Below are 25,078 nucleotides of genomic sequence, written 5' to 3'. Positions count from 1 at the left end.
GCATGAGACAATTCTCTCATCACTGCAAAAAATTGTTTATTGGTGTATGATTGCGCCGCAAAAATTTCTCTCATCGTAATCAGGAAAGTACACCATGCCAGTGTTACATAACCTCGTTTCCAATGAAGAGCTGAAGGCGCGCATGCTGGCCGAAACCGAACCGCGCACCACAGTCTCTTTCTATAAATACTTCACCATTGACGATCCGCGCGCCTTCCGCGACGCGCTGTACGTGGCGATGACCGCGCTGAAGGTGTTTGGCCGCGTTTATGTGGCCGCCGAGGGCATCAATGCCCAGCTTAGCGTGCCAGCCAGCCAGTATGACGCCATGAAGGCGATGCTGTACGGCTTCCATCCGCAGCTCAACAACCTGCGCATGAACATCGCGCTGGATGACGACGGCAAATCCTTCTGGGTGCTGCGTCTTAAGGTTCGTGAGCGCATCGTGGCCGACGGCATCACCGATGAAAGCTTTGATGCCAGCGACGTCGGTGCTTATCTGAAGGCGGCGGACGTTAACGCCATGCTCGACGATCCGGACGCGGTGTTTGTTGATATGCGCAACCACTACGAGTACGAAGTGGGCCATTTCGATAACGCGATGGAGATCCCGGCGGATACCTTCCGCGATCAGCTGCCGATGGCGGTGGATATGCTGCAGGAAGACAAAGAGAAGAAGATCGTGATGTACTGCACCGGCGGCATCCGCTGTGAAAAAGCCAGTGCCTGGATGCGTCACAACGGCTTTGAAAACGTCTACCACATCGAAGGGGGCATTATTGAGTACGCCCGTCGCGCCCGCGAGCAGGGGCTGCCGGTACGTTTCAAGGGTAAAAACTTTGTCTTTGACGAGCGGATGGGGGAGCGCATCTCTGACGATGTAATCGCCAACTGCCACCAGTGCGGTGCGCCCTGTGATACGCACGTTAACTGCCTGAACGACGGCTGCCACCTGCTGTTTATTCAGTGCCCGAGCTGTGCGGAAAAGTACAGCCACTGCTGCAGCCCGCTGTGTCAGGAAGAGCTGGCGTTAACGCCGGAAGAGCAGCGCGCTCGCCGTGCGGGACGCGAGAACGGCAATAAAATCTTCAACAAGTCGCGCGGCATGTTGAATACCACCCTGAAAATCCCTTCCCCGGAAGAGTAACAGGGTTGCGCTTCCCGCGTTACGAGCGGGAAGCGCGCTTCAGCTTACTGGCGTACGCCTTCCACCGAGATAATCAGCTCAACCTCCTGTGACGCCGGGCCGAGATCGGACTTCACGTTGAAGTCTTTCAGCGCGAATTTACCTTCTGCTTCAAAGCCGGCACGATAGCCACCCCACGGATCCTTGCCTTCACCGGTCAGCTTCGCTTCCAGCTCGACAGGTTTGGTCACGCCGTTCAGGGTCAGATTACCTTTCACCTTCAGCTCGTCACCCTCTTTGGTCACACCGGTCGACACGAAGGTGGCCTGCGGGAATTTGGCGGCATTCAGGAAGTCTGCGCTGCGCAGATGCTTGTCACGTTCGGCATGGTTAGTATCGACGCTGCCGGTGTTGATGGTCACGTTGACTTTGTCCTTGCTCGGGTCCGCTTCGTCATAGCTGAAGCTGCCGTCGAAATCTTTAAACGAGCCGTACAGCCAGCTGTAGCCGAGGTGTTTAATGCGGAACTGCACAAAGGCGTGCTGGCCCTCTTTATCAATTTTGTAGTCTGCGGCGGCGGCGGTACCCGCCGTCATCAGTAAGGCGGCGGTGGTTAATCCGAGAACGGTTTTTTTAAACATAACAACTCTCCATTTCCAAAGGTTAATCGGTGCGGCGACCCAGCATCCGGTTCAACGTAATATCGCGATCGATAAAGTGATGTTTCAGCGCGGCAAGCCCGTGTAATACGGACAACACCACCACGCTCCAGGCCAGCCACAGGTGAATGTCACCCGCCAGGTCGGCCTGTTCGCCCAGCCCGGCCACCACGGCCGGCACCGGTACAATGCCAAACACATTGATCGGCTTGCCTTCAGCGGTTGAGATCAGGTAACCACTGATTAAAATCGAAAACAGCAGCACATACAGCAACACATGGGCGGTAATCGCGCCGTGGCGCACCGCCGTGGAGTAACTGCTCAGGGGTTTGGGCGGCGGCGAAACAAAGCGCCAGACCACCCGGAGCAGCATCACGGCGAACAGCACCATGCCGATGCTTTTATGTAACTCAGGGGCTTTGTGATACCAGGTATCGTAGTAGCCCAGCGTGACCATCCACAGGCCCAGCGCGAACATGCCATAAACGGCTAGCGCCACTAACCAGTGAATGCTGATACTCAGTGAGCCATAACGGCTCTCGCTATTCTTCCACTGCATCTCAATGCCCGATAAACGTAGAGGGAATTAAAGATTGGCTAACGGAAAGGTTAAAAGCAACCACTAATTTCATAAGTTGCATAATTTATTAATTTGTTGAAATTTTTTGAATTATAAATTCATCAGATGCTCAGAAAATCAGAAGGGCGATCTCCTTTAAGGCGTTTTAGTCACGGTTATATGCAGCGGATGCAAATGCCGGGCACATAATAACATTCATAATTTTTGTCGCAAATTTAAATTAACGTCAGTGTTTTGTCACTTTTTGTCAATGTGCGTTTTTTTGAGATATTAGGTTTACTGTACAATGTATGCGGGTGAGCAGGAAAGGGGGGCGCGGGAAACGGCAGCGGGCAGCGGGTTGCCTGAGGGGCAATCCGGCCTGCCCGAAGGGCGGTCAGGCCGGTAGTCAGCCGGTCAGATCCCCGGCTGGTTGAAACGGGCAAGAGAGAACGGGGTCAGATCGAATTCACTGTCGATGCCCTGGGCAAACTGCGCGGCAATTTCCCCCAACACGCTGGCAAACTTAAAGCCGTGGCCGCTCAGCCCGGTCACGATCATCCGGTTGGGCTGGCCGGGGAAGGTATCAATAATAAAGTCTTCGTCCGGCGAGTTGTCGTAGGTGCAGGACTCTCCGTGCAGGCAGACGCCAACGCCCGGCAGGAACTGGCGGATAAAGCCGAACAGTTCGCTGCCGTCCTCGCGGACGCTGCCGAACGGGGTGCGCTGTTCGGGGGAGGAGATCGGCTGGCCGCCCTGATGCTTGCCGATCTTGATAGCATTGTTATCCGCCGGGAAACCGTAGTAGTGATCGCCGTCCGGCATCTGCACGGCAAAGGCGGGGAAGCGGTTATTCTCGCTGTAGCGGCCGTCGGCCTGGTGCCAGGCAAACACCTTACGCACTGGCGTTACCGGCAGGGCCGGGTAGAGGGTTTTTACCCAGGTTCCGGCGGTCACCAGCAGCCGTCGCGCCTGGAAATCCCCCTCCGGGGTGCTGACGGTCTGCAGGCCGTTTTGTTCGCTAATTGCGGTGACCTCGCAGTTAAACAGCTGTGCGCAACAGGCATCTCTGGCCTGGACGATCCAGCTTTTAACCGCCACTTCTGATTTCAGATAACCGGAACGGGGTTCCCATACGCCGACGTAACCGGCGGGAACGTTAATATGCGGCCAGCGCTGGCTGACCTCTTCCCCGCTCAACACCTCGACCTCCAGGCCGAACTGCTGCGCGCTGTGGATGACGTTTTGAATAAACTCAGCCTGCTGCGGTGCCAGATTGAGCACCCCGCTGCGCTGCATAATGCGTTCACCACTCTGCTGTTCCAGCTGGTCCCACAGCTGCTGGGCACGTAACACCATCGGCACGTAACGGGCGCCTTCGCCGTAGGCGTGGCGGATTAAGCGGCTCTCTCCGTGATGACTGCCTTCGCTGTGCGGCGGATGACCGCGGTCAATCATCAGCACGTTCAGCCCGGCTTCGGTGGCGTACCAGCCTGCCGCTGCGCCGACCGAGCCACTACCCACTATAATTAAGTCATACACCATATCCGTATTACTCCCTGAATTGCCGCGGCGCGGCAACGCTTATGCAATTAATTTTAAGGTGAGGATAACAAAACTGACGGGCATGAAAAAGGCACCCGGAGGGTGCCTTTTTCTGAACGGTTTAGCGCGGTCTAATGTTTCTTGTAATCGCGATCCTGGTATTCCGTCGCTTCAATCTTGGCGATGCCGGCCTCAAGTATTGAAATAAATTGTCTGGCAACGTCGGTGGTGAGCCAGTAAGTCTGGCCGACTTCTGCATCTTCAGCCTGCTGTTCATTAGAGGACAACGAGTGCAGGCGGATCATCATTGCGTCATAGCTGTCTACGGTGCTGATATCCCATCCAATGAGGGGATGTGTCTGGATTACGTCTTTGTTTCTGTCCATTTATAACCCCCTTTATTACTCGTGTTGATGATGACAACAAAGTGATTTATCGAGGTTCTTATACAGAATTTCCTTAGAGCTCCGTAATTATAACAGAAGTTTCACATTACGCCGACGAGGTTCATCGGCAGGACGCATCAGGACAGACTTGAAAACTCAGCGTCTTTCATTTCATACAGCCCTGCGGCCCCCGCTGAGCCGGGATACGTCAGGCCTCGCTCACGCCGCCGAGAGGCTCACCGCTGCGACGCTTCTCCAGCTCCCCGGCCAGCTGCAGAAAGTGCTGCTGGGTCTGCTCATCGCGGTACTGATTCTGCCCTTCAAGGCGCAGGCTGTGGATCAACAGCTGATTAGCCCGCTCATCCAGGCAGAAGGAAAGCAGCGAAAAGGCATTTTCCAGCACGTTCAGCCGACGTTGCTGATCGCCAATCATCGTCAGCAGCTCGCCAAAGGTCATTGCCTGTTCAGGATTATCGGCAGTCATAAACAAAACCTCAGTCATTAACCACAGCGGCAGGGAGAAAATCAGAGTAAGAGATTATTCGGGCGGCGTCCAGAGGGCAAGGCGTCAGCAGAAGGTAAAAAAGCCGGATGGCGACACCCGGCAAAATGGCACAACGGTAAAACGGGGGGACGCGGCAGGCAAACGGCGTGCGCGGTCAGATCAAGTCAGGGAATAAACCAGTCGTCGGCGCTCTCCCAGGTCTCCTGCAAAATATCGCTAATCTGATCTTTGGCTTCTTTGCCGCCACCCATTACCGTCAGGTTACTGGCGCTGGCATAGCGAACCGATACGGTATTATGGCCGTCGGGAAAATGGCGATCGATACGTTTGCTGAGCTCCTGCGTCAGGGCATCAAGCGCGCCGGCGGGGAGTGAGGTGGTTTTTGCTACAGTGACTTCAACACGCATGAGAGCCTCCGGTTAATATACTGTGAATGTATACAGTATTTTTCACGAAAGCAATGAGCAGGCATAAATATTTTCCGCCGCCGGCAGGGAGCCGGCGGCGGATAGCACCGGGAATTATGCCTGCACGCGCCAGTTCAGGGTTTCACCGGCGAGGAATGGCACCAGCGTATGGCCGTCGCTGCCCACCGCCACGCTCTCTGCTACCGTCCACGGCTCACGCACCAGCGTCACCGTGCCTTCATTCAGCGGCAGGCCATAAAACGCCGGGCCGTTCTCTGAGGTAAAGGCTTCGAAGTGTGCCAGCGCGCCGATCTCTTCAAACACCGTAGCGTAGGCGGCCAGCATCGACGGCGCGTTAAACACCCCGGCGCAGCCGCAGCAGGCCTCTTTGCGGTCACGGGTGTGCGGGGCGGTATCGGTACCGAGGAAGAAACGGTTATGGCCGCTGGCCACGGCGGCCCGTAGCGCCTCCTGGTGCACGTTGCGCTTCAGGATCGGCAGGCAGTAAAGGTGCGGGCGAATACCGCCGACCAGCATATGGTTGCGGTTGAACAGTAAATGTTGCGGGGTGATGGTGGCCGCCAGCAGCTCATTGCCCTCCAGCACGTAGGCCGCCGCCTCTTTGGTGGTGATATGTTCACACACCACCTTAAGCCCCGGGAACTGCTTACGCAGCGGTTCCAGCACCGTTTCAATAAAACGGGCTTCGCGATCGAAAATATCGATGTGGGCATCGGTCACTTCGCCGTGGATCAGCAGCGGCATGCCGATGTTCTGCATGCGCTCCAGCACCGGGGCAATGGCGGCAATGCTGGTGACGCCGTGCGCCGAGTTGGTGGTGGCATGCGCCGGGTAGAGTTTGGCGGCGGTAAACACGCCTTCGCGGAAGCCGCTTTCGATCTCGTTCGGATCCAGCCCGTCGGTCAGGTAGCAGGTCATCAGCGGGGTAAAGCGGTGCCCGGCCGGTACGGCGGCCTGAATACGTTCACGGTAAGCACGGGCAGCGGCCACGCTGGTCACCGGCGGTACCAGGTTTGGCATCACGATCGCCCGGCCACAGACCTCACTGGTAAAGGGCACTACCGCCTCCAGCATCTCTCCGTCACGCAAATGGATATGCCAGTCGTCTGGGCGGCGAATAACTAACTGCTGGGGTTGTGAGGTCATGCGATGTGCTCCGGCAAAAGTTGAAGAGATGGCAGGTTTTGGCCGGGGTCTAAGCATAGGGATAAACCGTGCTAATTGCACCTGGTTTATCAGGGCGTTGGCGGATTAATCGCCGGCCGGAGCCGGCAAAGATAAATTCGGCGTCAGTCAGATGTAGAGGGTGCACTCTGTGCCAGTGACCGAAATGACGCAGGCCGTGGTCTGTCTCGGCCAGACGATAACTGCTATTAGCAGAGGTGCCCGCGCAACCCCTCGACGGCGGGCCGTTCGGGCAGGCATACGCCCAGGCTGAGCCACATCGGCTGGGGCTGCATCAGCTTAGTCGGTAAACGGAATAACCAGCTCACCCGGCTTGACTTCCAGCCCTTTGGCGAAGCGTTTTGCCAGCGACTCCGCCTTGCTGCGATCGCTGCTCAGCAGATAGGCGGGCTTCTGGTTGAAGTAGTCTTTCAGCGACTGGTTAAGATACGGCGTCAGGGTTTTCAGCACCCCCTGCATCTTCTCCGGCTGCACCTGCACCTCCACCAGCTCCATATCCTTCAGATAGATCGCGCCCTGCGGCTGGTCAAACACCGGCTGCGCTTTCATTTTCAGCTTCATCTCCGCCTGCTGCGGGCCGAACAGCGAGCTGATATTGACCTTTGCGGTGCCGTTCAGCGTCACCTTGTTGGGCTCTTCGCGGCCGATCTGGCTGCTGAGATCGTTCAGCACAATATGCGCGTCCACCAGCCCGGGCACCCCGAGCTGTTTTTCGTAATTGTTATGTTTCGCCAGCGCCTGGTTAATCTCCTGCTCGCTGATGCTGTAGCTGGCAATCTGGCTGCAGCCGGCGATCAGGCCGGCCAGCAGCAGGGCCGCGGCGGCTAAAAAGGGTTTCTTCATGCTCTTCTTCCTCGTGAGTCAAACGGCGCATCCTGCCGCGATGCCACAGCATGCAACAGTTCACGGCCCGCGTCACCAGGACAACGCCGAATGGTTCGGGGAAGGGGCAGCGCACGGGCGTGTCTGTGCCGGGGCTGAATCAGAAGCGGCTGGCAGGACAGAGACGCAGAGATCAGGCAAGAGGACCGGGAGCACAGGCAGATGCACAGGGGATCAGGCACAAGGGCAGGAGCACATAAGCGCGGGAGCGCTGGCTGAAGAGCAGGACGACGTTGCGGCAGTGAGAGCGCCGGAGAAGAGGCGAACCGGCCGTTGCCGGTTCGCCACAGGGTCAGACGGCGACCGAGCTGAGCAGGTTAATCTGCGTCTGTTTCGCCATGTTGTCGCGGTAGGCGGCGACGCGGCTCGGGTACTCAATGCCGGCCACCAGCGACAGCGAACGCAGCAGCGGGAACAGGTGGATATCATCCAGCGACAGCTCGCCGTTGACCGCATTTGGCTGAACGATCAGCTTATCCAGCTTGCGCAGGTCGTCGTTGACGTTCTTAATCAAACCGGCAGAGTGCTTTTTCAGCTCCTCGAAATCACCGGCCACCTGCTGCTTTTTGTTTTTGAAATAGCTGCGCGCCTGCGGGGTGGCAAACTCGGCGAACGGCGCTTCGGCCACGCGCGGGTAGAGCAGCTTGCTGACGTAGGTTTGAATATGGCGCAGCCAGTCACCGATGGCCGGATTAAGCGGGCCGGTCAGCAGCGGCTGGTGGTCCAGATTATCGACATACCCGACGATATCCAGGCTCTCCGGCATAAAGCTGCCGTCCTGCTTCACCAGGATCGGCGCCATCTTCTGGCCGATCATGCGGATCGGCGTCTCTTCGTCATCGTTGAGCATCACCACCAGCTCAAGCGGCAGATTTTTCAGGCCGAAAATCATGCGTGCCTTCACACAGAACGGACAGTGATCGTAGATATAGAGTTTCAATATCGTCTCCTTTTTAGCGTCAGTGTGACAATTAATTGGCTGAATATATTCGCAAAGTATGGAAGAGAACAGGGGAGAGGGCAAACTTTAGCGGAAAGACGGTGGCGCTGCCAGCCGACGGCGGTAACGGATTTTAGCTGTCGTCAGCCGTTTTCAGTGGTTTTATGATTGCATCATCATTATTTTGTTCGTCAGTGTTTTACCGCCAATCCGCCTGGCAGGTATAGTAAGCGTTATCACCGCTATTCCGGCCACCGATTTCAGGAGAAACGATGTTTGGCTATCGAACCGCTGCCCCGAAAGTGCGGCTGACCACCGATCGTCTGGTGGTCCGCCTGGTCCATGAGCGCGATGCCTGGCGGCTGGCCGATTACTATGCGGAAAACCGTCAGTACCTGAAACCCTGGGAACCGATCCGCGACGACAGCCACTGCTATCCCTCCGGCTGGCAGGCGCGTCTCGGGCTGATTAGCGATCTGCAGAAGCAGGGCAGCGCCTACTATTTTGCGGTGATGGATCCGGCCGAAAATGAAGTGCGCGGCGTGGCCAACTTCAGCAACGTGCTGCGCGGCTCCTTCCACGCCTGCTACCTCGGTTATTCGCTGGGCGAGAAGTGGCAGGGGCAGGGGATGATGTTTGAAGCGCTGCAGGCGGCGATCCGCTATATGCAGCGCCAGCAGCGCATGCACCGCATTATGGCCAACTATATGCCGCACAATCAGCGCAGCGGCGACCTGCTGGCCCGGCTCGGGTTTGAGAAAGAAGGCTATGCGAAGAACTACCTGATGATTGACGGACGCTGGCAGGATCACGTCCTGACGGCGCTGACCACCCCTGACTGGACGCCGGAGCGGCGTGGAGTATAACCCTGATGATCAAAAATCCGCTGTCCGCGCACGAAGCGCGGGTGATTGGCTGCCTGCTGGAAAAGCAGGTGACCACCCCGGATCAGTATCCGATGTCGCTGAACGCGGTAGTAACGGCCTGTAATCAGAAGTCGAATCGCGAACCGGTGATGGCGCTCAGCGAAGGCGAGGTGCAGAACACCCTCGATCTGCTGGTAAAAAAACACCAGGTTACCGGGCTCAGCGGATTTGGCAGCCGGGTAATGAAGTACGAGCAGCGCTTCTGTAACTCCGAGTTTGGTCAGCTGAAGCTGAGCCCGGGCGAGGTGGCGCTGGTCGCCACCCTGCTGCTGCGCGGCGCGCAGACGCCGGGGGAGCTGCGTACCCGCTGCCAGCGTATCCATGACTTTGCCGATATGGCCGAGGTGGAGCAGGCGCTGGCGCAGCTGGCGACGCGTGAGTCGGGCGCGCTGGTGGTGCGTCTGGCCCGCGAGCCGGGCAAACGCGAGAGCCGCTTTATGCATCTGTTCAGCGGCGAGGTGGACGCCGCCGCCGCCGAAAACGACACTGACACCCCGGCGGCGTTGTCAGCCGGTGGGGCGAGCCTCGCCGACCGGGTCAGCCAGCTGGAGCAGCAGGTGGCGGCGTTACAACAGCAGCTGGCGCGGCTGACCGGCAATCAGGAGCAGGACGATGAGTAAGCTGAGAGTTGGCATCGTCGGGCTGGGGGGGATTGCGCAAAAGGCCTGGCTGCCGGTGGTCACCTGCACCGACGGCTGGGAGGTGGCCGGTGCCTTCTCCCCCAACCAGCAGAAGGCGCGGCCGGTTTGTGACAGCTATCGCATTCCGCTGTTCTCCTCGCTGGACGCGCTGGCATCAGCCTGTGATGCGGTGTTCGTGCACAGCAGCACCGCCACGCACTTCGCCATCGTCGATCGGCTGCTGCGCGCGGGCAAAGACGTCTGCGTCGATAAGCCGCTGGCCGCCACGCTGCGCGAAGCGGAACAGCTGGTCGAGCTGGCCGCCGCACGCGGCCGCAGGCTGATGGTGGCGTTTAACCGCCGCTTTGCCCCGCGCTATCTGCAGCTGCAGGCGGCACTGGTGCAGCCCGCCTCGCTGCGCATGGATAAACACCGCAGCGACAGCGTCGGCCCGCGCGACGCCGGTTTTACCCTGCTGGATGATTATCTGCACGTGGTCGACAGCGCGCTGTGGCTGGCCGGCGCGCCAGGCGTGGCGCAGAGCGGCACGCTGCAGACCAACGACGATGGCCACCTGCTGTATGCCGAACATCACTTTCGCGCCGGCGGCGTGCAGGTGACCACCAGCATGCACCGCTGCGCCGGCAGTCAGGCCGAACGCGTTAGCGCTATTGATGACGGTGCGGTTTACCAGGTCAGCGATATGCGCGACTGGCAGCAGGAACGGGGCGGGAAAGTGACTATTGACCCGATCCCGGGCTGGCAGACGACCCTGGAGCAGCGTGGCTTTGTCGGCGCGGCGCACCACTTTATCCGCTGTGCCGAAAACCAGACCGCCCCCAGCGTCAGCGGTGAACAGGCGCTGATGGCGCAGCGCATTGTCGAACGGCTGTGGCACGAGGCGCAGCGCGAGTAACGGCCCGGACGGTGGCGGTACCGATAAAAACGGTAACAAACGCCGGTGGTTATTTCGTTGCACATCAGTACACTATGCTCACCTTAATGCAGGCCGGTTTGTGCCGGGGCCGCCGCGTCACACGCCGCCCGTGCTGAACCGGTCGATCGGCCGGAGAGGGATGATTCCCTCTCCGGCACGTCAGTCAGGAAACCCATGAACCTGTTGAAATCTCTGGCAGCGGTCAGCTCAATGACCCTGTTCTCGCGCGTGCTCGGCTTTGCCCGTGACGCGATTGTCGCCCGCGTGTTTGGTGCCGGCATGGCAACCGACGCCTTTTTTGTCGCCTTTAAGCTGCCGAACCTGCTGCGGCGTATTTTTGCCGAAGGGGCTTTTTCGCAGGCCTTTGTCCCGATCCTTGCCGAATATAAAAGTAAGCAGGGCGATGACGCCACCCGGGTGTTCGTCGCCTACGTCTCCGGCCTGCTGACCCTGGCGCTGGCGATCGTCACCGTGCTTGGCATGCTGGCCGCCCCGTGGGTGATCATGGTCACCGCGCCCGGCTTTACCGATACCGCCGACAAGTTTGCGCTAACCTCCTCGCTGCTGCGCATCACCTTCCCCTATATCATGCTGATTTCGCTGGCTTCGCTGGCCGGGGCAATCCTTAACACCTGGAACCGCTTCTCGGTGCCGGCGTTTGCGCCGACGCTGCTGAACGTCAGCATGATCGGCTTCGCGCTGTTTGCCGCGCCGCACTTTAACCCGCCGGTGCTGGCGCTGGCCTGGGCGGTGGTAGCGGGCGGTGTACTGCAGCTGGGCTATCAGCTGCCGCACCTGCGCAAGATTGGCATGCTGGTGCTGCCGCGGCTGAACATGAAGGACGCCGGGGTCTGGCGAGTTATGCGTCAGATGGGCCCGGCAATTCTCGGCGTGTCGGTCAGCCAGATCTCGCTGATCATCAACACCATCTTTGCCTCGTTCCTCGTCTCCGGCTCGGTGTCGTGGATGTATTACGCCGATCGGCTGATGGAGTTTCCGTCCGGGGTGCTGGGCGTGGCGCTGGGCACCATTCTGCTGCCGTCGCTGGCGAAAAGCTTTGCCAGCGGCAATCAGGTTGAGTACTCACGGCTGATGGACTGGGGGCTGCGGCTCTGTTTCCTGCTGGCGCTGCCCTGCGCGGTGGCGCTGGGGATCCTGGCCGAACCGCTGACCGTGGCGCTGTTCCAGTACGGCAAGTTTACCGCCTTTGACGCCTCAATGACCCAGCGTGCGCTGGTGGCCTACTCGGTGGGACTGATGGGGTTGATCGTGGTGAAAGTGCTGGCTCCCGGTTTCTACTCCCGCCAGAACATTAAAACGCCGGTGCGCATCGCCATGTTTACGCTGCTGATGACCCAGCTGATGAACCTGGCGTTTATCGGCCCGCTGAAGCATGCCGGGCTGTCGCTGTCGATTGGCCTGGGTGCCTGCCTGAACGCGGCGCTGCTCTACTGGCAGCTGCGCAAACAGGATATTTTCCAGCCGCAGCCGGGCTGGGCCGGTTTCCTGCTGCGCCTGCTGGTGGCGGTGATCCTGATGGCGGCGGCGCTGTTTGGCGTGCTGGCGCTGATGCCGGAATGGGCGACGGGGAATATGGCTGAACGGCTGCTGCGGCTGGCGGCGGTTTGCGCGGTGGGCGGCGGGGTCTATTTTGCCGCGCTGGCTTTACTCGGCTTCCGCGTACGTGACTTTGCCCGGCGCACCGTAGCGTAAGGATTGTGCGGGCGCCCGCCGCCCGCACGATAAACCGGCGCTGACGCACTCCCGGTTACATGCGTGACGGAAAAGCGAAAACCCCGCGACGCAGTGCGTGGCAGGGTGGGGGCGGTGCGGAGGGCATCAGGCTTTGCGGCTGAGGAACCCGCCCTGACGCGCCTGGCCATCCGGGCCGTAGAACTTCTGCGACTGATGCGGCTTCAGCATCTCCAGCGCCTGCTCGGTGTGCGTCATCTGATGATTCAGCAGCATGCCGTTATGCAGGTTGACGTCGCGCAGTTTCACGGTCTGATCCTGAATCGCCGCCCAGCGGCGGGCCAGCTCAGGGTAGCGGCTGTAGGGCACATGCAGCGCGCTGGTTTTTTCCGCCTCGCGGCGCATCTCTTCAATAAAATTCAGCGTGCCGAGCAGCGAGTTTTTATCTTCGGTGATGCGCTGTAATAAACTACTGTCAACCTGACCTGCCGAAAGCTGTTGCTGTTCTGCTTCCATCACTTCAGCCAGTGATGCCAACACTTCCAGCATTTTATCCAGTGTGTTCAGTAGCTTATCCATTCATTAATTACCCTGAAGAGCGTCTTTAGCTTCCTGAATCAGCGCATCGGCAATTTTGCCGGTGTCCATTTTCAGTTCGCCGTTACGGATTGCTGTTTTTAACTGCTCCACGCGCGCGGTGTTGATATCCTGCGCGCTGGCTTTAGTCAGCTGTGACTGTGCGCCGCTCAGCATCACCTGAGAGGCTGCGGTGTCGGTACTTTTCCCGGCCGTCTGGCGGGCTTTTGGCGGCACGACATCATTGGTATCGCGCGTCTGTACCGTGCTGGCCGCGTTCAGTGCCTGGGTTCTGTCGATGCTCATAGTCTGGCTCCTGGAAACATCAGCCAGGGTGGCGGGGTACGCTGAAAAAGCGTGCCGGGCTACCGGGCCGAAGAGACTGAATTTATTTTGGCTATAGTACTACGTCTGCTATCCAGACTATCGGCAGAGCGGAAGATTTCTTTAATGGTTTATAACGAGATCAGAACATTCCCATCGGAACCCACCGGACCGCTGACGATCTGTCCTGAGCTCAGGCGCACCCGCACGTTCTGCGCCACGGTGGCGTTATTCATCGCCTTGCCCTCGTTGGTGATGTTAAACCCGTCGCCGCTAGCCACCACCCTGACCGTCTGCCCGGCTTTGACCCGCCACGGCTGACGCATCATCATCTGCGTTACCGGCTGGCCGGGGACCAGGTCGCGCAGGGCAATCGCCTCAACGGCCTGCTGCAGATCCAGCAACGTTCGGGCGGGCAGGGTGTCCAGCCGGCCGCGCATCAGCCGCAGGTCGCCGGCGGTCAGCGGGGTGCCACGCTGGACCGCGCGGGCGGCGACCACATAGCTTCCGGTGACCTGCACCTGCACCTGAATGTAGCGCCGGTCACGGTCACAGTTGGCCGCCACGCTCATATTTCCCCACATCCGGCCGTTGCCGGGCAGCGAAAACTGTGGCTTTTCGCAGGAAGGCCACAGCTTCTCAGGCGTTTTGATCGCCACGTTAAGGGTATCGGCAGGGTTGCCGCTTTGCCCATAGCGGGCCTTAAAAAACTGATTCAGCTGGCTGCTGAGGTCGCCGGCGCTGGCCGTCGCCGCCAGCAGCGTCAGCAGAACGGTTACGATGCGTATCACTTTTTGCACAGGCAGCCCCCTTTTTAAGAATGACCTGATTCTACCCGTGACCCATTCCTGTCAAGGCGCAAATTAGCGACCATTTTTAGCGCTATTCAAACGATAGGCTTTCCGGCGGGCGATTATGCTGTCAACTCTGAATACTCAGTAAGCGGAGGACGCATGCTCGACAAACTGGACGCAGCCCTTCGGTTTAATACCGAAGCGTTAAACCTGCGTGCACAGCGGCAGGAGATCCTGGCATCCAATATCGCCAACGCAGACACCCCTGGCTATCAGGCGCGCGATATTGATTTCGCCAGCCAGTTGAAACAGGTGATGGCGAACGGGCGCGCGCCGGGATCCGGCCTGGCGCTGGCGGTGACGTCGGCACGCCATATTCCTGCGGAAACCAGCAATCCCCCTTCACTCGATCTGATGTACCGCGTACCGGACCAGCCTTCGCTGGATGGCAACACGGTGGATATGGATCGTGAACGTACACAATTCGCCGATAACAGCCTGAAGTACCAGACGGATCTGACGCTGATCAGCAGCCAGATCAAAGGCATGATGTCGGTACTACAGGGGCAATAACGCATGGCACTGTTAAACATTTTTGATATCGCCGGTTCGGCGATGGCGGCGCAGTCACAGCGTCTTAACGTCAGCGCCAGTAACCTGGCCAACGCCGACAGCGTCACCGGCCCGGACGGGCAGCCGTACGTGGCGAAACAGGTGGTCTTTCAGGTTAACGCGGCACCGGGTTCACCGACCGGCGGCGTACGCGTGGCCAGCGTGATTGACGATCCGTCACCGGCCAAACTGGTTTACGAGCCGGGTAATCCGATGGCCGATGAAAAAGGCTACGTGAAGATGCCTAATGTGGACGTGGTGGGTGAAACGGTAAATACCATGTCGGCCTCGCGCAGCTATCAGGCCAACGTTGAGGTGTTAAACACCGTGAAGCAGATGATGTTGAAAACCTTAACGATGGGCCAATAAGGAGTTAACCGATGGGCATTGCAGTAGGCGTTAATGAGTCGCTGAGTACCACGACGATCGGTTCGTCCTCTTCCAGCGACACCAGTGCAGCGGATCTTCAGAGTAACTTTCTGACCCTGCTGGTCACCCAGTTGAAAAACCAGGATCCGACCAATCCGATGGATAACGCCCAGCTGACCAGTCAGCTGGCGCAGATCAACACCCTGAGCGGGATCGAGAAGCTGAACACCACGCTGGGCTCTATCTCCGGGCAGATTACCAGCGGCCAGACGCTGCAGGCTTCCACCCTGATTGGCCACGGCGTGATGGTGGCTGGCTCGCAGGTGCTGGTCGGCAACAGCACCACCTCGCCGTTTGGCGTGGAGCTGAGCGAAGCAGCGACCGCGGCGAAAGCCACCATCACCAACGCCAGCGGTGAAGTGGTGCAGACCATCGACTTAGGGGCGATGAGCGCCGGCGTGCATACCTTCCAGTGGGACGGTAAAACCACCGCGGGCACCGTCGCCGCCGACGGCAAATATACCGTTACCATCGCCGCCAGCAACGGCAACGGCCAGCTGGTTACGCAGCCGCTTAACTATGCCTACGTCAGCGGCGTGACCAAGACGTCGACCGGCGCGGTTCTGGATCTCGGCACCCTGGGTACCACTACCCTGGAAAACGTGCGTCAGATTATTTAACAACCCTATTTTCGGAGCGACATCATGGCTTTTTCCCAGGCAGTCAGCGGCTTAAACGCGGCATCCAGCAACCTTGACGTGATCGGTAACAACATTTCCAACTCCGCCACCTCCGGCTTTAAGGCCAGCAGCGTGGCTTTTGCCGATATGTTTGCCGGCTCAAAAATCGGCCTCGGTACCCGCGTTGCTGCCGTGGTGCAGGACTTCGGTGATGGCTCGACCAACACCACCAACCGTGGTCTGGACGTGGCGATCAGCAACGGCGGTTTCTTCCGCATGGCCGACAGCGCCGGTGGCGTTTACTACAGCCGCAACGGCCAGTTCACGCTGGATGAGAACCGCAATATCGTTAACATGCAGGGGCAGTTCCTGACCGGCTACCCGTCGGCCGGCAACCCGCTGACCGTGCAGACCGGTGCAAATCCGGTAGCGCTGAGCGTGCCGACCACCGCGATGCCCGCCAGTGCCACCACCCGAGCCGCTCTGGTGGCTAACCTGAACTCCACCGATAAGAGCCCGGCCAACGCCACGTTCGATCCGGACGATTCGACCAGCTTTACCGCCCACACCCAGATGACCGTGTATGACTCACTGGGTAACGAGCACGCCGTTGACCTCTATTTTGGCAAGAACAGCGACAACAACTGGACCGCTAACGCGGTAGACACCACCACCGGTCAGGCGGCGGGCACCTTTACTATGACCTTCAACAGTAACGGTCAGCTGACTTCCCAGGCCACGCAGACCCTGTCGCTGGGCAGCCTGAACGGCTCTGCTCCGCAGACCTTCACCTTCAACCTGACCGGCAGCCAGCAGCAAAACGTCGCCAGCAACTTCGGTAGCCCGACTCAGGATGGCTACAAGCCGGGCGCGCTGACCAGCTATACCATTAACGATGACGGTACCATCGTCGGTACCTACGCCAACGAAAAAACCCAGGTGCTGGGCCAGGTGCTGCTGGCGAACTTTGCCAACGTTGAAGGCCTGAAGGCAGTCGGCGATAACCTGTGGTCCGAAACCGCCTCCTCCGGGCAGGCGCTGGTGGGTCTGGCCGGTACCGGTAACCTCGGTACGCTGACCGCTGGCGCACTGGAAGCCTCTAACGTCGATCTGGCGAAAGAGCTGACCAATATGATCGTCGCGCAGCGTAACTATCAGTCGAACGCGCAGACCATCAAAACTCAGGATCAGCTGCTTAACACCATGGTTAACCTGCGTTAATTCGCTTAACAGGATTGTCCTATGGATCACGCTATCTATACCGCGATGGGGGCTGCCAGCCAGACTCTCAATCAGCAGGCGGTTACCGCCAGTAACCTGGCAAACGCCTCAACGCCGGGGTTCCGCGCCCAGCTTAACGCCGCGCGCGCGGTACCGGTCGAAGGCCTGTCGCTACCGACGCGAACGCTGGTGACGGCGTCAACGCCCGGTGCCGATATGTCGCAGGGCCCGCTCGACTATACCGAGCGCGCGCTGGACGTGGCGGTGCAGCAGGACGGCTGGCTGGCGGTGCAGACCGCCGACGGCAGCGAAGCCTATACCCGCAACGGCGGCATGCAGATTACCCCGACCGGCCAGCTGGCGGTGCAGGGCAATCTGGTGATGGGTGACGGTGGTCCAATCGCGGTTCCGGACGGGGCGGAGATCACCATCGCCGCCGACGGTTCGATTACCGCGCTGAACCCGGGCGATGCGCCTAACGCCACGGTCCAGCTGGGGCGTCTGAAGCTGGTACAGGCCACCGGCAGTGAAGTGGTGCGCGGTGATGATGGCCTGTTCCGCCTTAACGCGACCGCTCAGGCGCAGCGCGGCGCGGTGCTGCAGGCCGATCCGGCGGTCAAAGTGATGCCGGGCGTGCTGGAAGGCAGCAACGTTAAGCCGACCGAAACCATGGTGGACCTGATTGCCAACGCCCGCCGCTTTGAGATGCAGATGAAAGTCATCTCCAGCGTCGATGAAAACGAACAACGCGCTAACCAGCTGCTGTCAATGAGCTGAGCAGAGGAATAACAGATGATCCGTTCTTTGTGGATTGCTAAAACCGGTCTGGACGCCCAGCAGACTAATATGGACGTCATCGCCAACAACCTGGCGAACGTCAGCACCAACGGCTTTAAACGCCAGCGTGCGGTATTTGAAGATCTGATGTACCAGACCATGCGTCAGCCAGGCGCGCAGTCTTCTGAGCAGACCACGCTGCCTTCAGGCCTGCAGATCGGTACCGGCGTGCGTCCTGTCGCGACCGAGCGCCTGCACAATCAGGGCAACCTGTCGCAGACCGAATCGTCGAAAGACGTGGCGATCAACGGCCAGGGCTTCTTCTCGGTGCAGATGCCGGACGGCACCATCGCTTACACCCGCGACGGCTCGTTCCAGACCGATCAGAACGGCCAGCTGGTGACCAACGGTGGTTTCCCGGTGCAGCCGGCGATCACCATCCCGGCCAACGCCCTGAGCATGACCGTCTCTCGCGACGGCGTGGTCAGCGTGACCCAGCAGGGGCAAACCAACCCGGTGCAGGTCGGTCAGCTGACGCTGAGCACCTTCATTAACAATGCCGGCCTGGAAAGCATGGGTGAGAACCTGTATCAGGAAACCCAGGCCTCCGGTGCGCCAACGGAAAGTAACCCGGGCAACAACGGTGCCGGGCTGCTCTATCAGGGCTACGTTGAGACCTCCAACGTTAACGTGGCGGAAGAGCTGGTCAGCATGATCCAGACCCAGCGCGCCTACGAAATTAACAGTAAGGCGATCAGCACCTCCGATCAGATGTTGCAGAAGCTGAACCAGGTCTAACCGGGCGGGTTACTTAACACGTCCCAGGTGCCGGGTTCGCCCGGCCCGTAATTCTATCATCCGTAACAAAAGGTTTATTTCCATGGCGATGCCGATTTCACTGCCTGGACGTCTGATGGTCGCCGCGCTGCTGCTGACGCTGAGCGGGTGTGCCTTAGTGCCACGTAAGCCGCTGGTCGAAGGATCAACCACGGCGCAGCCGCTGCCGGCTTCTCCCCCGGTGGTCAACGGCTCAATTTTTCAGGGCGTGATGCCGATGAACTACGGCTACCAGCCGCTGTTCGAGGATCGCCGCCCGCGTAATATCGGCGACACGTTAACCATCACGCTGCAGGAAAACGTCAGCGCGAGTAAGAGTTCTACCGCCAATGCCGGTCGTAACGGCAGCAGCAGCTTTGGCCTGACCGCTACGCCAAGTTCGCTCAGCGGCCTGCTGGGTGGAGATAAGACCACCTTCGCCGGCGCCGGTAAAAATGATTTCGAAGGTAAGGGCGGCGCAACGGCCAATAACACCTTTACCGGTACCATTACCGTTACCGTTAACCAGGTGCTGCCGAACGGCAACCTGAACGTGATCGGTGAGAAACAGATTGAGATTAATCAGGGAACCGAATTTATTCGCTTCTCCGGCGTGGTCAATCCGCGCACCATCAGCGGCAGCAACAGCGTGGTCTCCACTCAGGTGGCCGACGCGCGCATTGAGTACGTCGGTAACGGCTACATCAATGAAGCGCAGACTATGGGCTGGCTGCAGCGGTTCTTCCTGAATATTTCACCGATGTAAGAGGTTGCCATGCGTTATGTATTGAGTCGATTTGCCCTGCTGCTGGTACTGACCGCGCTCAGTTTACCGACCCGGGCGGACCGTATACGCGATCTGACCACCGTCGGCGGCGTGCGTGATAACTCGCTGATTGGCTATGGCCTGGTGGTGGGGCTGGACGGCACCGGTGACCAGACCACCCAGACGCCGTTCACCACCCAGAGTATGAACAACATGCTGTCGCAGCTGGGCATCACCGTGCCGGCCGGCACCAATATGCAGCTGAAAAACGTGGCGGCGGTGATGGTCACCGGCAAACTGCCGGCCTTTGGCCGTCAGGGGCAGGTGATGGACGTGGTGGTCTCTTCAATGGGTAACGCCAAAAGCCTGCGCGGCGGTACGCTGCTGATGACCCCGCTGAAAGGGGTCGATAACCAGGTCTATGCGCTGGCGCAGGGGAATATCCTCGTGGGCGGCGCGGCGGCTTCGGCGGGCGGCAGCAGCGTGCAGGTCAACCAGGTTAACGGCGGCCGCATCACCGGCGGTGCCACCATTGAGCGTGAGTTGCCGAACAACTTCGGCACCAGTAACGTCATTAATCTGTTCCTGAATGCGGAAGATTTCAGCATGGCGCAGCGCATCAGCGATGCCATTAACAGCCGCGGCGGTTACGGTATGGCGCAGGCGGTGGACGGGCGCACCGTGCAGATCCGCACCACGGCCAACAATACCTCTCAGGTGCGCCTGCTGGCCGACATTCAAAATATCGACGTCTCGGTGCCGATTCAGGACGCGAAGGTGATCATCAACTCGCGTACCGGATCGGTGGTGATGAACCGCGAAGTGATGCTCAGCCAGTGCGCGATTGCGCAGGGTAACCTGTCGGTCACCGTTAACCAGACGCAGAACGTCAGCCAGCCGGATACGCCGTTTGGCGGCGGCCAGACGGTGGTGACGCCGCAGACGCAGATCGACATGCGCCAGTCCGGCGGCGCGCTGCAGAGCGTCAGCGCCAGCGCCAACCTGAACAGCGTGGTACGCGCGCTGAACGCGCTGGGCGCCACGCCGATCGACCTGATGTCGATTCTGCAATCGATGCAGTCGGCGGGCTGCCTGCACGCCAAACTGGAAATTATCTGATGGGTGACGCGCAGTCGATGACGGATGCGGCCTGGGACAGCCGCTCCTTAAACAACCTGAAGCGGCTGGCCGCCAGCGACCCGAAAACCCATGCCAAAGCGGTCGCGAAGCAGGTGGAAGGGATGTTCGTGCAGATGATGATGAAAAGCATGCGCGACGCGCTGCCGCAGGATGGCCTGATGAGCAGCGACCAGACCAGACTCTACACCTCGGTCTACGATCAGCAGATCAGCCAGCAGATTGCGGCGAGAGGGCTGGGGCTGGCGGACGTGATCGTTAAGCAGATGGCAACCCAGGCTCCGCCGGACGAGAAGGCCGGCACGGTGCCGATGCCGCTGGATAAAAGCTTTATCAACACGCTGCCGCCGCTGGAGATGGAACAAACCGTGCGCCGTGCGGTGCCGCGCCTGCCGACGCCAGGCACGCCCGACGGCCAGGCCTTTATCGCCCAGCTGGCGCAGCCGGCGCGCGAGGCCAGCGCACAGAGCGGGATCCCACATCACCTGATCCTTGCGCAGGCCGCGCTGGAGTCAGGCTGGGGGCAGCGGCAGATCCTCACCCGCGACGGCAAGCCGAGTTTTAACGTCTTCGGTATCAAGGCCGGCGGCAGCTGGCAGGGTAAGACCACCGATATTATGACCACCGAGTATGAGAACGGTGAGGCGAAGAAGGTTAACGCGAAGTTCCGCGTCTATGACTCCTATTCCGAGGCGCTGCAGGACTACGTCAATCTGCTGAGTAACAACCCACGCTACGCGGCGGTGACCAGCGCCTCTTCACCGGAGCAGGGCGCACGGGCGCTGCAGGCCGCCGGCTACGCCACCGATCCGAAATATGCCCAGAAGCTGATGGGCATGATCCAGCAGTTTAAACACATCGGTGACAAGGTGGTAAAAGCCTACGGCCAGGACCTGAGCAAGCTGTTCTGACCCGGTTATGCAGCGGTTTCAGTCTGAAGAAACCGCTCAAGTTTGCCTGCTTTTTACCGATAACTGCTACAGGCCGGATGAGCTCTCTCCCGGCATCGTTTTCGTCATGGCTGGCACTGCCGCTGCCGGTAACAAAGGAACCGACATGTCTAACATCATTAATACCGCAATGACCGGCTTAAGCGCCGCTCAGGCCGCGTTAAGCACTACCAGTAACAACATCAGTAACTACAGCGTGTCCGGCTATTCCCGTCAGACCACCGTGCTGGCGCAGGGTAACAGTACGCTGCTCGGCGGCCAGTATTACGGCAACGGCGTTAAGGTGTCGGCGATTTCCCGCGAATATGACCAGTTTATTACCACCCAGCTGCGCACGGCCAGCGCGCAGAACAGCGCGCTGACCACCCAGTACAGCCAGATTTCTAACATTGACGATATGCTTTCCAGCACCAGCAACACGCTGTCGAGCAGCATCCAGAGCTTCTTCAGCTCGGTGCAGACGCTGGTCAGTAACGCCAGCGATCCGTCAGCGCGGCAGGCGGTGCTGGGTAAAGCCGAAGGGCTGGTGAACCAGTTTAAGGTGACCAATACCTACCTCAGCAATATGGACACCAGCCTGAACACCTCGATCTCGTCAACGGTCGATCAGGTCAACACCTACGCGAAATCGATCGCCAATATCAACCAGCAGATCGCTAAACTTACCAACACCAGCGCCGGCAGCGATCCGAACGATCTGCTGGACCAGCGTGACCGCCTGGTCAACGAACTGAACAACCTGGTGGGCGTGACCGTCAGCCAGCAGGATGGCACCAGCTACAATATCTCAATCGGTAACGGCATCTCGCTGGTGAACGGCAGCAGCTACTATCAGCTGGCGGCGGTACCTTCCAGCAGCGATCCGGGCCGCATCACCCTGGCCACGGTCAACGCTAAAACCGGCAACACCAGCGAGATCCCTGAAAATCAGTTCAACACCGGTTCGCTGGGCGGCCTGCTGGCGTTCCGCAGCGATCTTGACAGCACCCGCAACCAGGTGAGCCAGCTGGCGCTGGCGCTGGGCGACAGCTTCAACACCCAGCACAAGGCGGGCGTTGACAGTAACGGCGACGCCGGTGAAGACTTCTTCAATTTCGGTGGCACCAGCGTGCTGTCGAATACCAAAAATACCAGCGCTACTGAGGTAACGGCGGCCATTGCCGACAGCAGCAAAGTGCAGGCGTCTAACTACACCGTCACCTTTGGCGACAATGGCTGGAAGGTGACTCGTCTCAGCGATAACGCCAGCATTACCGCCGCCAGCGGCACCGACGCCGACGGCAACGCAACGCTGAGCTTTGACGGCCTGAAGCTGACGGTTGACGGCACGCCGGCGGTAAAAGACAGCTTTACCGTGAAGCCGCTGGCCAACGTTATTACCAATATGAGCGTCAGTATTACCGACGAAGCCAAACTGGCGGCGGCAAGCAGCGCCAACGGTGTCAGCAACAATGAAAATGCCCAGGCGCTGGTTGACCTGCAGACCAAAGGCGTGATCAACGGTAAAAGCACCCTGACCCAGGCCTATGCCAGCATGGTGGCGGATGTGGGTAACAAAACCAGCACCCTGAAAACCACCAGCACCACCCAGACCAACGTGGTGACGCAGCTGAGCAACCAGCAGCAGTCCGTCTCCGGGGTTAACCTCGATGAGGAGTACGGTAATCTGACCCGCTATCAGCAGTACTACATGGCTAACGCGCAGGTGCTGCAGACGGCCTCCTCTATTTTCGATGCTCTACTCAGCGCCGTTCGCTGATAGCGCCAGAAGGACTACACCATGCGACTCAGTACCACGATGATTTATGACCAGCAGACGCGCGGCATCTCGACGGCTCAGCAGAGCTGGCTGGCGGCAGGCGATCGGCTCTCTACCGGCTTACGCGTTGTAAAACCGTCCGACGACCCGGTTGCCGCCTCGCAGGCGGTAGTGGTCTCCCAGGCGCAGGCGCAGCAGGATCAGTTTAAGACCGCGCGCGTCTTTTCCACTCAGGCGCAGTCGACGGAAGAAACCACCCTGACTCAGGTGACATCGGTGATTCAGAGCGCGCAGACCACTATCGTGGCCGCCGCAACCGGTACGCTGTCTGATGATGACCGCGCCTCTTACGCCACCCAGCTGGAAGGCCTGCGCGATCAGCTGCTGAGCCTGGCAAACAGCACCGACGGTAACGGCCGCTATATCTTTGGCGGTTACAAGAGTGACACTCCACCCTTCAGCACCGATGCCAGCGGCAACGTCACCTATAACGGCGGCGATATTGCTATTACGCAGAAAGTGGACGCCAGCCGCACTATGACCACCAGCCACACCGGCGAAAAAGTCTTTATGTCGCTGACCAGTAACGCCAAAACCGAGCCGGACGGCTCTGCCGGTGAAAGCAATCTCTTTACGACACTGAGCACCGCGATTGCCTCACTGAAAGTTCCGCTGGCAGACGCTGACTCAGCCACGCGTACCGCGGCCAGCGACGCCATCGCTAAAACCAACCGTGGCCTGAGTAACTCACTGAATAACGTGCTGAGCGTGCGCTCTGAGAACGGTATTCAGCTCAAGGAGCTGGAAGACCTGGATGACCGTGCGGCGGATACTGCGCTGAATCTGAAAACTCAGATGAGCGGGCTGGTGGATGCAGATGTGACCGAAGCAGCATCCGACTGGACGATGAAGCAGGCGGCGCTGCAGGCTTCCTATACCGTATTCAGCCAGATGTCGAAGATGTCGCTGTTTGCGATGAACGCGTAATACTGATTTAACTCTCGAGCGCGCCTCAATACTGACGTTCAACCTGAACCGCTGCCCGCACTGACCTGCTGGCGGCGGTTTTTTTTTGCCTGCTGTTTATCCTGCAGCACCGCACCAGCCGGTACGACACCGAGCGCAACCGGAAGGGAGTGGCAGACTCAGGCAGAATTCTGCGGCAGGCGGTTAACCCCTTATTGCGCCGGAGGTGGCACCCTGAGGCGGGCGTTACACAAGGCCGCCGGTACAGGCCGCAGCCTGATGTTATGCAGGGCAGTGAGGGGGGGGTATTTTGCGCAAAAAAAAGCCCCGGCCAGCTGGCCGGGGCTTTTGCATCAGCTAACCCGTCGCTTAAGGACGCGTTGCCGGTGCGGTCGCCTGATGAGTAGCGGCGTGGCCACCCGCAGCGCCTTTACCTTCAAAGTTGAAGTCCGGGCGTACCCAGTCGCTGTTGCGGGCCGGTTCTGGCTGGAAGTCCGGCGCAGGTGCTTTGGTCATCGGTGCGGTAGCGTGGTGCTTGTAGACGCCCTGCGCCGGTGCAGCGTTCAGCTCAGCGGCGGGCAGATCGCGCCCCGGGACCGCAGCATGCGGTTCGCTGACTGCCGGCTGTTCAGCCACGGCAGCCTGCTGCGCTTCAACGATCTCAGCAACCTGCTGTGCCGTCTCTTCACTGACGTCCGCGGCCTGCTGCTGCGCCAGTTCGCTGGCGACTGCCGCATCCGCTGTCACAGGCTCTGCAACCTGTTCAGCCGCTGCAGTCACCCGGGCATCATCAGTGGCAACCGCCTGAGCAATCACCTCTTCAACCACGCTCTCTTTCGCCGGTGGGATCACCGAAGGTACCTGGTCGGCAGCAACGTCGATAGCCGTGGTGTCATCGGTATTCACCACGCTCACCGGGGTCTCTGCCTGCGGTTCAGCGA

General features: G+C 59.4%; 28 protein-coding genes and 1 pseudogene. 16 read left to right on the top strand and 13 right to left on the bottom strand.

The window, feature by feature from the left end:
• Nucleotides 1-94: 94 nt before the first annotated feature.
• On the top strand, nt 95-1,147 hold the full coding sequence (locus tag NV64_RS06470; protein WP_056236649.1) for a rhodanese-related sulfurtransferase: 1,053 nt from the start codon (nt 95-97) through the stop codon (nt 1,145-1,147).
• Between the two features lie 44 nt (nt 1,148-1,191).
• Here NV64_RS06470 and NV64_RS06465 read toward each other — a convergent pair whose 3' ends face one another.
• The 9 genes from NV64_RS06465 to grxB form a co-directional block, all read right to left on the bottom strand.
• Complete coding sequence (locus NV64_RS06465; RefSeq protein ID WP_056236648.1) at nt 1,192-1,767, bottom strand: YceI family protein; 576 nt, start codon at nt 1,765-1,767, stop codon at nt 1,192-1,194.
• 22 nt (nt 1,768-1,789) lie between these two features.
• Nucleotides 1,790-2,344, bottom strand: coding sequence for a cytochrome b (locus tag NV64_RS06460; RefSeq protein WP_056236647.1), 555 nt, complete (start codon nt 2,342-2,344; stop codon nt 1,790-1,792).
• A gap of 417 nt (nt 2,345-2,761) precedes the next feature.
• A complete protein-coding gene (solA, locus tag NV64_RS06455; protein ID WP_101505565.1) occupies nt 2,762-3,889 on the bottom strand; it encodes an N-methyl-L-tryptophan oxidase in 1,128 nt (375 codons plus the stop codon).
• A gap of 131 nt (nt 3,890-4,020) precedes the next feature.
• On the bottom strand, nt 4,021-4,275 hold the full coding sequence (gene bssS, locus NV64_RS06450; protein WP_056236645.1) for a biofilm formation regulator BssS: 255 nt from the start codon (nt 4,273-4,275) through the stop codon (nt 4,021-4,023).
• Nucleotides 4,276-4,483: 208 nt separating this feature from the next.
• On the bottom strand, nt 4,484-4,759 hold the full coding sequence (locus tag NV64_RS06445; protein ID WP_056236644.1) for a hypothetical protein: 276 nt from the start codon (nt 4,757-4,759) through the stop codon (nt 4,484-4,486).
• A gap of 185 nt (nt 4,760-4,944) precedes the next feature.
• Nucleotides 4,945-5,187 (bottom strand): DNA damage-inducible protein I, encoded by a 243-nt coding sequence (gene dinI / locus NV64_RS06440; protein ID WP_056236643.1) that lies wholly within the window; start codon nt 5,185-5,187, stop codon nt 4,945-4,947.
• Between the two features lie 114 nt (nt 5,188-5,301).
• Nucleotides 5,302-6,354 carry a dihydroorotase gene (gene pyrC, locus NV64_RS06435; protein WP_056236642.1) on the bottom strand — a complete coding sequence of 351 codons (1,053 nt, stop codon included), beginning with the start codon at nt 6,352-6,354 and terminating at the stop codon, nt 5,302-5,304.
• A gap of 318 nt (nt 6,355-6,672) precedes the next feature.
• Nucleotides 6,673-7,236, bottom strand: coding sequence for a lipoprotein (locus NV64_RS06430; protein ID WP_056236641.1), 564 nt, complete (start codon nt 7,234-7,236; stop codon nt 6,673-6,675).
• A 331-nt stretch (nt 7,237-7,567) separates the two neighbouring features.
• Nucleotides 7,568-8,215 carry a glutaredoxin 2 gene (grxB, locus tag NV64_RS06425; protein ID WP_056236638.1) on the bottom strand — a complete coding sequence of 216 codons (648 nt, stop codon included), beginning with the start codon at nt 8,213-8,215 and terminating at the stop codon, nt 7,568-7,570.
• Nucleotides 8,216-8,487: 272 nt separating this feature from the next.
• Between grxB and rimJ the strand changes: the two genes are divergently transcribed.
• From rimJ to murJ, 4 genes are all read left to right on the top strand, one after another.
• Complete coding sequence (rimJ, locus tag NV64_RS06420) at nt 8,488-9,081, top strand: ribosomal protein S5-alanine N-acetyltransferase (protein ID WP_056236636.1); 594 nt, start codon at nt 8,488-8,490, stop codon at nt 9,079-9,081.
• A gap of 8 nt (nt 9,082-9,089) precedes the next feature.
• Nucleotides 9,090-9,761 carry a DUF480 domain-containing protein gene (locus NV64_RS06415; RefSeq protein WP_056237158.1) on the top strand — a complete coding sequence of 224 codons (672 nt, stop codon included), beginning with the start codon at nt 9,090-9,092 and terminating at the stop codon, nt 9,759-9,761.
• Nucleotides 9,754-10,677 (top strand): Gfo/Idh/MocA family protein, encoded by a 924-nt coding sequence (locus NV64_RS06410; RefSeq protein ID WP_101505564.1) that lies wholly within the window; start codon nt 9,754-9,756, stop codon nt 10,675-10,677. The genes NV64_RS06415 and NV64_RS06410 overlap by 8 nt, the downstream gene beginning before the upstream one ends.
• A gap of 195 nt (nt 10,678-10,872) precedes the next feature.
• A complete protein-coding gene (murJ, locus tag NV64_RS06405; RefSeq protein WP_056236634.1) occupies nt 10,873-12,411 on the top strand; it encodes a murein biosynthesis integral membrane protein MurJ in 1,539 nt (512 codons plus the stop codon).
• Between the two features lie 126 nt (nt 12,412-12,537).
• On the opposite strand, the gene flgN is transcribed toward murJ, so the two are convergent.
• The 3 genes from flgN to flgA all read right to left on the bottom strand — a co-directional run bounded on the left by flgN (nt 12,538) and on the right by flgA (nt 14,090).
• Nucleotides 12,538-12,969: a flagellar export chaperone FlgN gene (flgN, locus tag NV64_RS06400; RefSeq protein WP_056236632.1), complete on the bottom strand. Its 432-nt coding sequence runs from the start codon at nt 12,967-12,969 to the stop codon at nt 12,538-12,540.
• Between the two features lie 3 nt (nt 12,970-12,972).
• Nucleotides 12,973-13,272, bottom strand: coding sequence for a flagellar biosynthesis anti-sigma factor FlgM (gene flgM / locus NV64_RS06395; RefSeq protein ID WP_056236629.1), 300 nt, complete (start codon nt 13,270-13,272; stop codon nt 12,973-12,975).
• Nucleotides 13,273-13,421: 149 nt separating this feature from the next.
• The gene (flgA, locus tag NV64_RS06390) at nt 13,422-14,090 is read right to left on the bottom strand and encodes a flagellar basal body P-ring formation chaperone FlgA (protein ID WP_101505563.1); all 669 of its coding nucleotides are present in this window, start codon (nt 14,088-14,090) and stop codon (nt 13,422-13,424) included.
• Between the two features lie 153 nt (nt 14,091-14,243).
• On the opposite strand from flgA, the gene flgB reads away from it, so the two are divergent.
• From flgB to flgL, 11 genes are all read left to right on the top strand, one after another.
• Nucleotides 14,244-14,657 (top strand): flagellar basal body rod protein FlgB, encoded by a 414-nt coding sequence (flgB, locus tag NV64_RS06385; RefSeq protein WP_056236625.1) that lies wholly within the window; start codon nt 14,244-14,246, stop codon nt 14,655-14,657.
• Between the two features lie 3 nt (nt 14,658-14,660).
• Nucleotides 14,661-15,065 (top strand): flagellar basal body rod protein FlgC, encoded by a 405-nt coding sequence (gene flgC, locus NV64_RS06380; protein ID WP_056236623.1) that lies wholly within the window; start codon nt 14,661-14,663, stop codon nt 15,063-15,065.
• A gap of 11 nt (nt 15,066-15,076) precedes the next feature.
• A complete protein-coding gene (gene flgD, locus NV64_RS06375) occupies nt 15,077-15,745 on the top strand; it encodes a flagellar hook assembly protein FlgD (RefSeq protein WP_056236622.1) in 669 nt (222 codons plus the stop codon).
• 24 nt (nt 15,746-15,769) lie between these two features.
• Nucleotides 15,770-16,966: a flagellar hook protein FlgE gene (gene flgE / locus NV64_RS06370; RefSeq protein WP_056236620.1), complete on the top strand. Its 1,197-nt coding sequence runs from the start codon at nt 15,770-15,772 to the stop codon at nt 16,964-16,966.
• A 21-nt stretch (nt 16,967-16,987) separates the two neighbouring features.
• Entirely contained in the window at nt 16,988-17,743 is a 756-nt protein-coding gene (locus tag NV64_RS06365; RefSeq protein ID WP_056236618.1) for a flagellar basal body rod protein FlgF, read from the top strand.
• A 15-nt stretch (nt 17,744-17,758) separates the two neighbouring features.
• On the top strand, nt 17,759-18,541 hold the full coding sequence (flgG, locus tag NV64_RS06360; protein ID WP_056236616.1) for a flagellar basal-body rod protein FlgG: 783 nt from the start codon (nt 17,759-17,761) through the stop codon (nt 18,539-18,541).
• A gap of 82 nt (nt 18,542-18,623) precedes the next feature.
• A complete protein-coding gene (locus NV64_RS06355) occupies nt 18,624-19,325 on the top strand; it encodes a flagellar basal body L-ring protein FlgH (RefSeq protein ID WP_056236614.1) in 702 nt (233 codons plus the stop codon).
• A 9-nt stretch (nt 19,326-19,334) separates the two neighbouring features.
• Nucleotides 19,335-20,444, top strand: coding sequence for a flagellar basal body P-ring protein FlgI (locus tag NV64_RS06350; RefSeq protein WP_056236612.1), 1,110 nt, complete (start codon nt 19,335-19,337; stop codon nt 20,442-20,444).
• The gene (gene flgJ, locus NV64_RS06345; protein WP_101505562.1) at nt 20,444-21,373 is read left to right on the top strand and encodes a flagellar assembly peptidoglycan hydrolase FlgJ; all 930 of its coding nucleotides are present in this window, start codon (nt 20,444-20,446) and stop codon (nt 21,371-21,373) included. Before NV64_RS06350 ends, flgJ begins: the two co-directional genes overlap by 1 nt.
• 145 nt (nt 21,374-21,518) lie before the next feature.
• Nucleotides 21,519-23,171 (top strand): flagellar hook-associated protein FlgK, encoded by a 1,653-nt coding sequence (flgK, locus tag NV64_RS06340; RefSeq protein ID WP_101505561.1) that lies wholly within the window; start codon nt 21,519-21,521, stop codon nt 23,169-23,171.
• Nucleotides 23,172-23,192: 21 nt separating this feature from the next.
• Nucleotides 23,193-24,158, top strand: a complete 966-nt coding sequence (flgL, locus tag NV64_RS06335) for a flagellar hook-associated protein FlgL (protein WP_101505560.1) — start codon at nt 23,193-23,195, stop codon at nt 24,156-24,158.
• A gap of 348 nt (nt 24,159-24,506) precedes the next feature.
• Here flgL and rne read toward each other — a convergent pair.
• Nucleotides 24,507-25,078 (bottom strand): annotated as a pseudogene (rne, locus tag NV64_RS06330) (ribonuclease E); the annotation flags it as partial.

Origin of the sequence: Erwinia sp. B116, from assembly GCF_002865965.1 — a bacterium.
Lineage (GTDB): Bacteria > Pseudomonadota > Gammaproteobacteria > Enterobacterales > Enterobacteriaceae > Erwinia.
Note: the sequence above shows the minus strand (reverse complement) of the source record. Positions and strands in the feature narration are given on the sequence as shown.

Excerpts from the sequence above, each read along its gene's own strand:
- bssS (WP_056236645.1), bottom strand. The coding sequence starts at position 4,275 with ATGGACAGAAACAAAGACGTAATCCAGACACATCCCCTCATTGGATGG.
- NV64_RS06445 (WP_056236644.1), bottom strand. The coding sequence starts at position 4,759 with ATGACTGCCGATAATCCTGAACAGGCAATGACCTTTGGCGAGCTGCTG.
- rimJ (WP_056236636.1), top strand. The coding sequence starts at position 8,488 with ATGTTTGGCTATCGAACCGCTGCCCCGAAAGTGCGGCTGACCACCGAT.
- flgG (WP_056236616.1), top strand. The coding sequence starts at position 17,759 with ATGATCCGTTCTTTGTGGATTGCTAAAACCGGTCTGGACGCCCAGCAG.
- NV64_RS06355 (WP_056236614.1), top strand. The coding sequence starts at position 18,624 with ATGGCGATGCCGATTTCACTGCCTGGACGTCTGATGGTCGCCGCGCTG.
- NV64_RS06470 (WP_056236649.1), top strand. The coding sequence starts at position 95 with ATGCCAGTGTTACATAACCTCGTTTCCAATGAAGAGCTGAAGGCGCGC.
- flgD (WP_056236622.1), top strand. The coding sequence starts at position 15,077 with ATGGGCATTGCAGTAGGCGTTAATGAGTCGCTGAGTACCACGACGATC.
- NV64_RS06430 (WP_056236641.1), bottom strand. The coding sequence starts at position 7,236 with ATGAAGAAACCCTTTTTAGCCGCCGCGGCCCTGCTGCTGGCCGGCCTG.
- flgB (WP_056236625.1), top strand. The coding sequence starts at position 14,244 with ATGCTCGACAAACTGGACGCAGCCCTTCGGTTTAATACCGAAGCGTTA.
- flgJ (WP_101505562.1), top strand. The coding sequence starts at position 20,444 with ATGGGTGACGCGCAGTCGATGACGGATGCGGCCTGGGACAGCCGCTCC.
- flgN (WP_056236632.1), bottom strand. The coding sequence starts at position 12,969 with ATGGATAAGCTACTGAACACACTGGATAAAATGCTGGAAGTGTTGGCA.
- solA (WP_101505565.1), bottom strand. The coding sequence starts at position 3,889 with ATGGTGTATGACTTAATTATAGTGGGTAGTGGCTCGGTCGGCGCAGCG.
- dinI (WP_056236643.1), bottom strand. The coding sequence starts at position 5,187 with ATGCGTGTTGAAGTCACTGTAGCAAAAACCACCTCACTCCCCGCCGGC.
- NV64_RS06410 (WP_101505564.1), top strand. The coding sequence starts at position 9,754 with ATGAGTAAGCTGAGAGTTGGCATCGTCGGGCTGGGGGGGATTGCGCAA.
- flgK (WP_101505561.1), top strand. The coding sequence starts at position 21,519 with ATGTCTAACATCATTAATACCGCAATGACCGGCTTAAGCGCCGCTCAG.
- NV64_RS06460 (WP_056236647.1), bottom strand. The coding sequence starts at position 2,344 with ATGCAGTGGAAGAATAGCGAGAGCCGTTATGGCTCACTGAGTATCAGC.
- flgE (WP_056236620.1), top strand. The coding sequence starts at position 15,770 with ATGGCTTTTTCCCAGGCAGTCAGCGGCTTAAACGCGGCATCCAGCAAC.
- NV64_RS06465 (WP_056236648.1), bottom strand. The coding sequence starts at position 1,767 with ATGTTTAAAAAAACCGTTCTCGGATTAACCACCGCCGCCTTACTGATG.
- murJ (WP_056236634.1), top strand. The coding sequence starts at position 10,873 with ATGAACCTGTTGAAATCTCTGGCAGCGGTCAGCTCAATGACCCTGTTC.
- flgC (WP_056236623.1), top strand. The coding sequence starts at position 14,661 with ATGGCACTGTTAAACATTTTTGATATCGCCGGTTCGGCGATGGCGGCG.
- flgL (WP_101505560.1), top strand. The coding sequence starts at position 23,193 with ATGCGACTCAGTACCACGATGATTTATGACCAGCAGACGCGCGGCATC.
- pyrC (WP_056236642.1), bottom strand. The coding sequence starts at position 6,354 with ATGACCTCACAACCCCAGCAGTTAGTTATTCGCCGCCCAGACGACTGG.
- NV64_RS06350 (WP_056236612.1), top strand. The coding sequence starts at position 19,335 with ATGCGTTATGTATTGAGTCGATTTGCCCTGCTGCTGGTACTGACCGCG.
- flgM (WP_056236629.1), bottom strand. The coding sequence starts at position 13,272 with ATGAGCATCGACAGAACCCAGGCACTGAACGCGGCCAGCACGGTACAG.
- NV64_RS06365 (WP_056236618.1), top strand. The coding sequence starts at position 16,988 with ATGGATCACGCTATCTATACCGCGATGGGGGCTGCCAGCCAGACTCTC.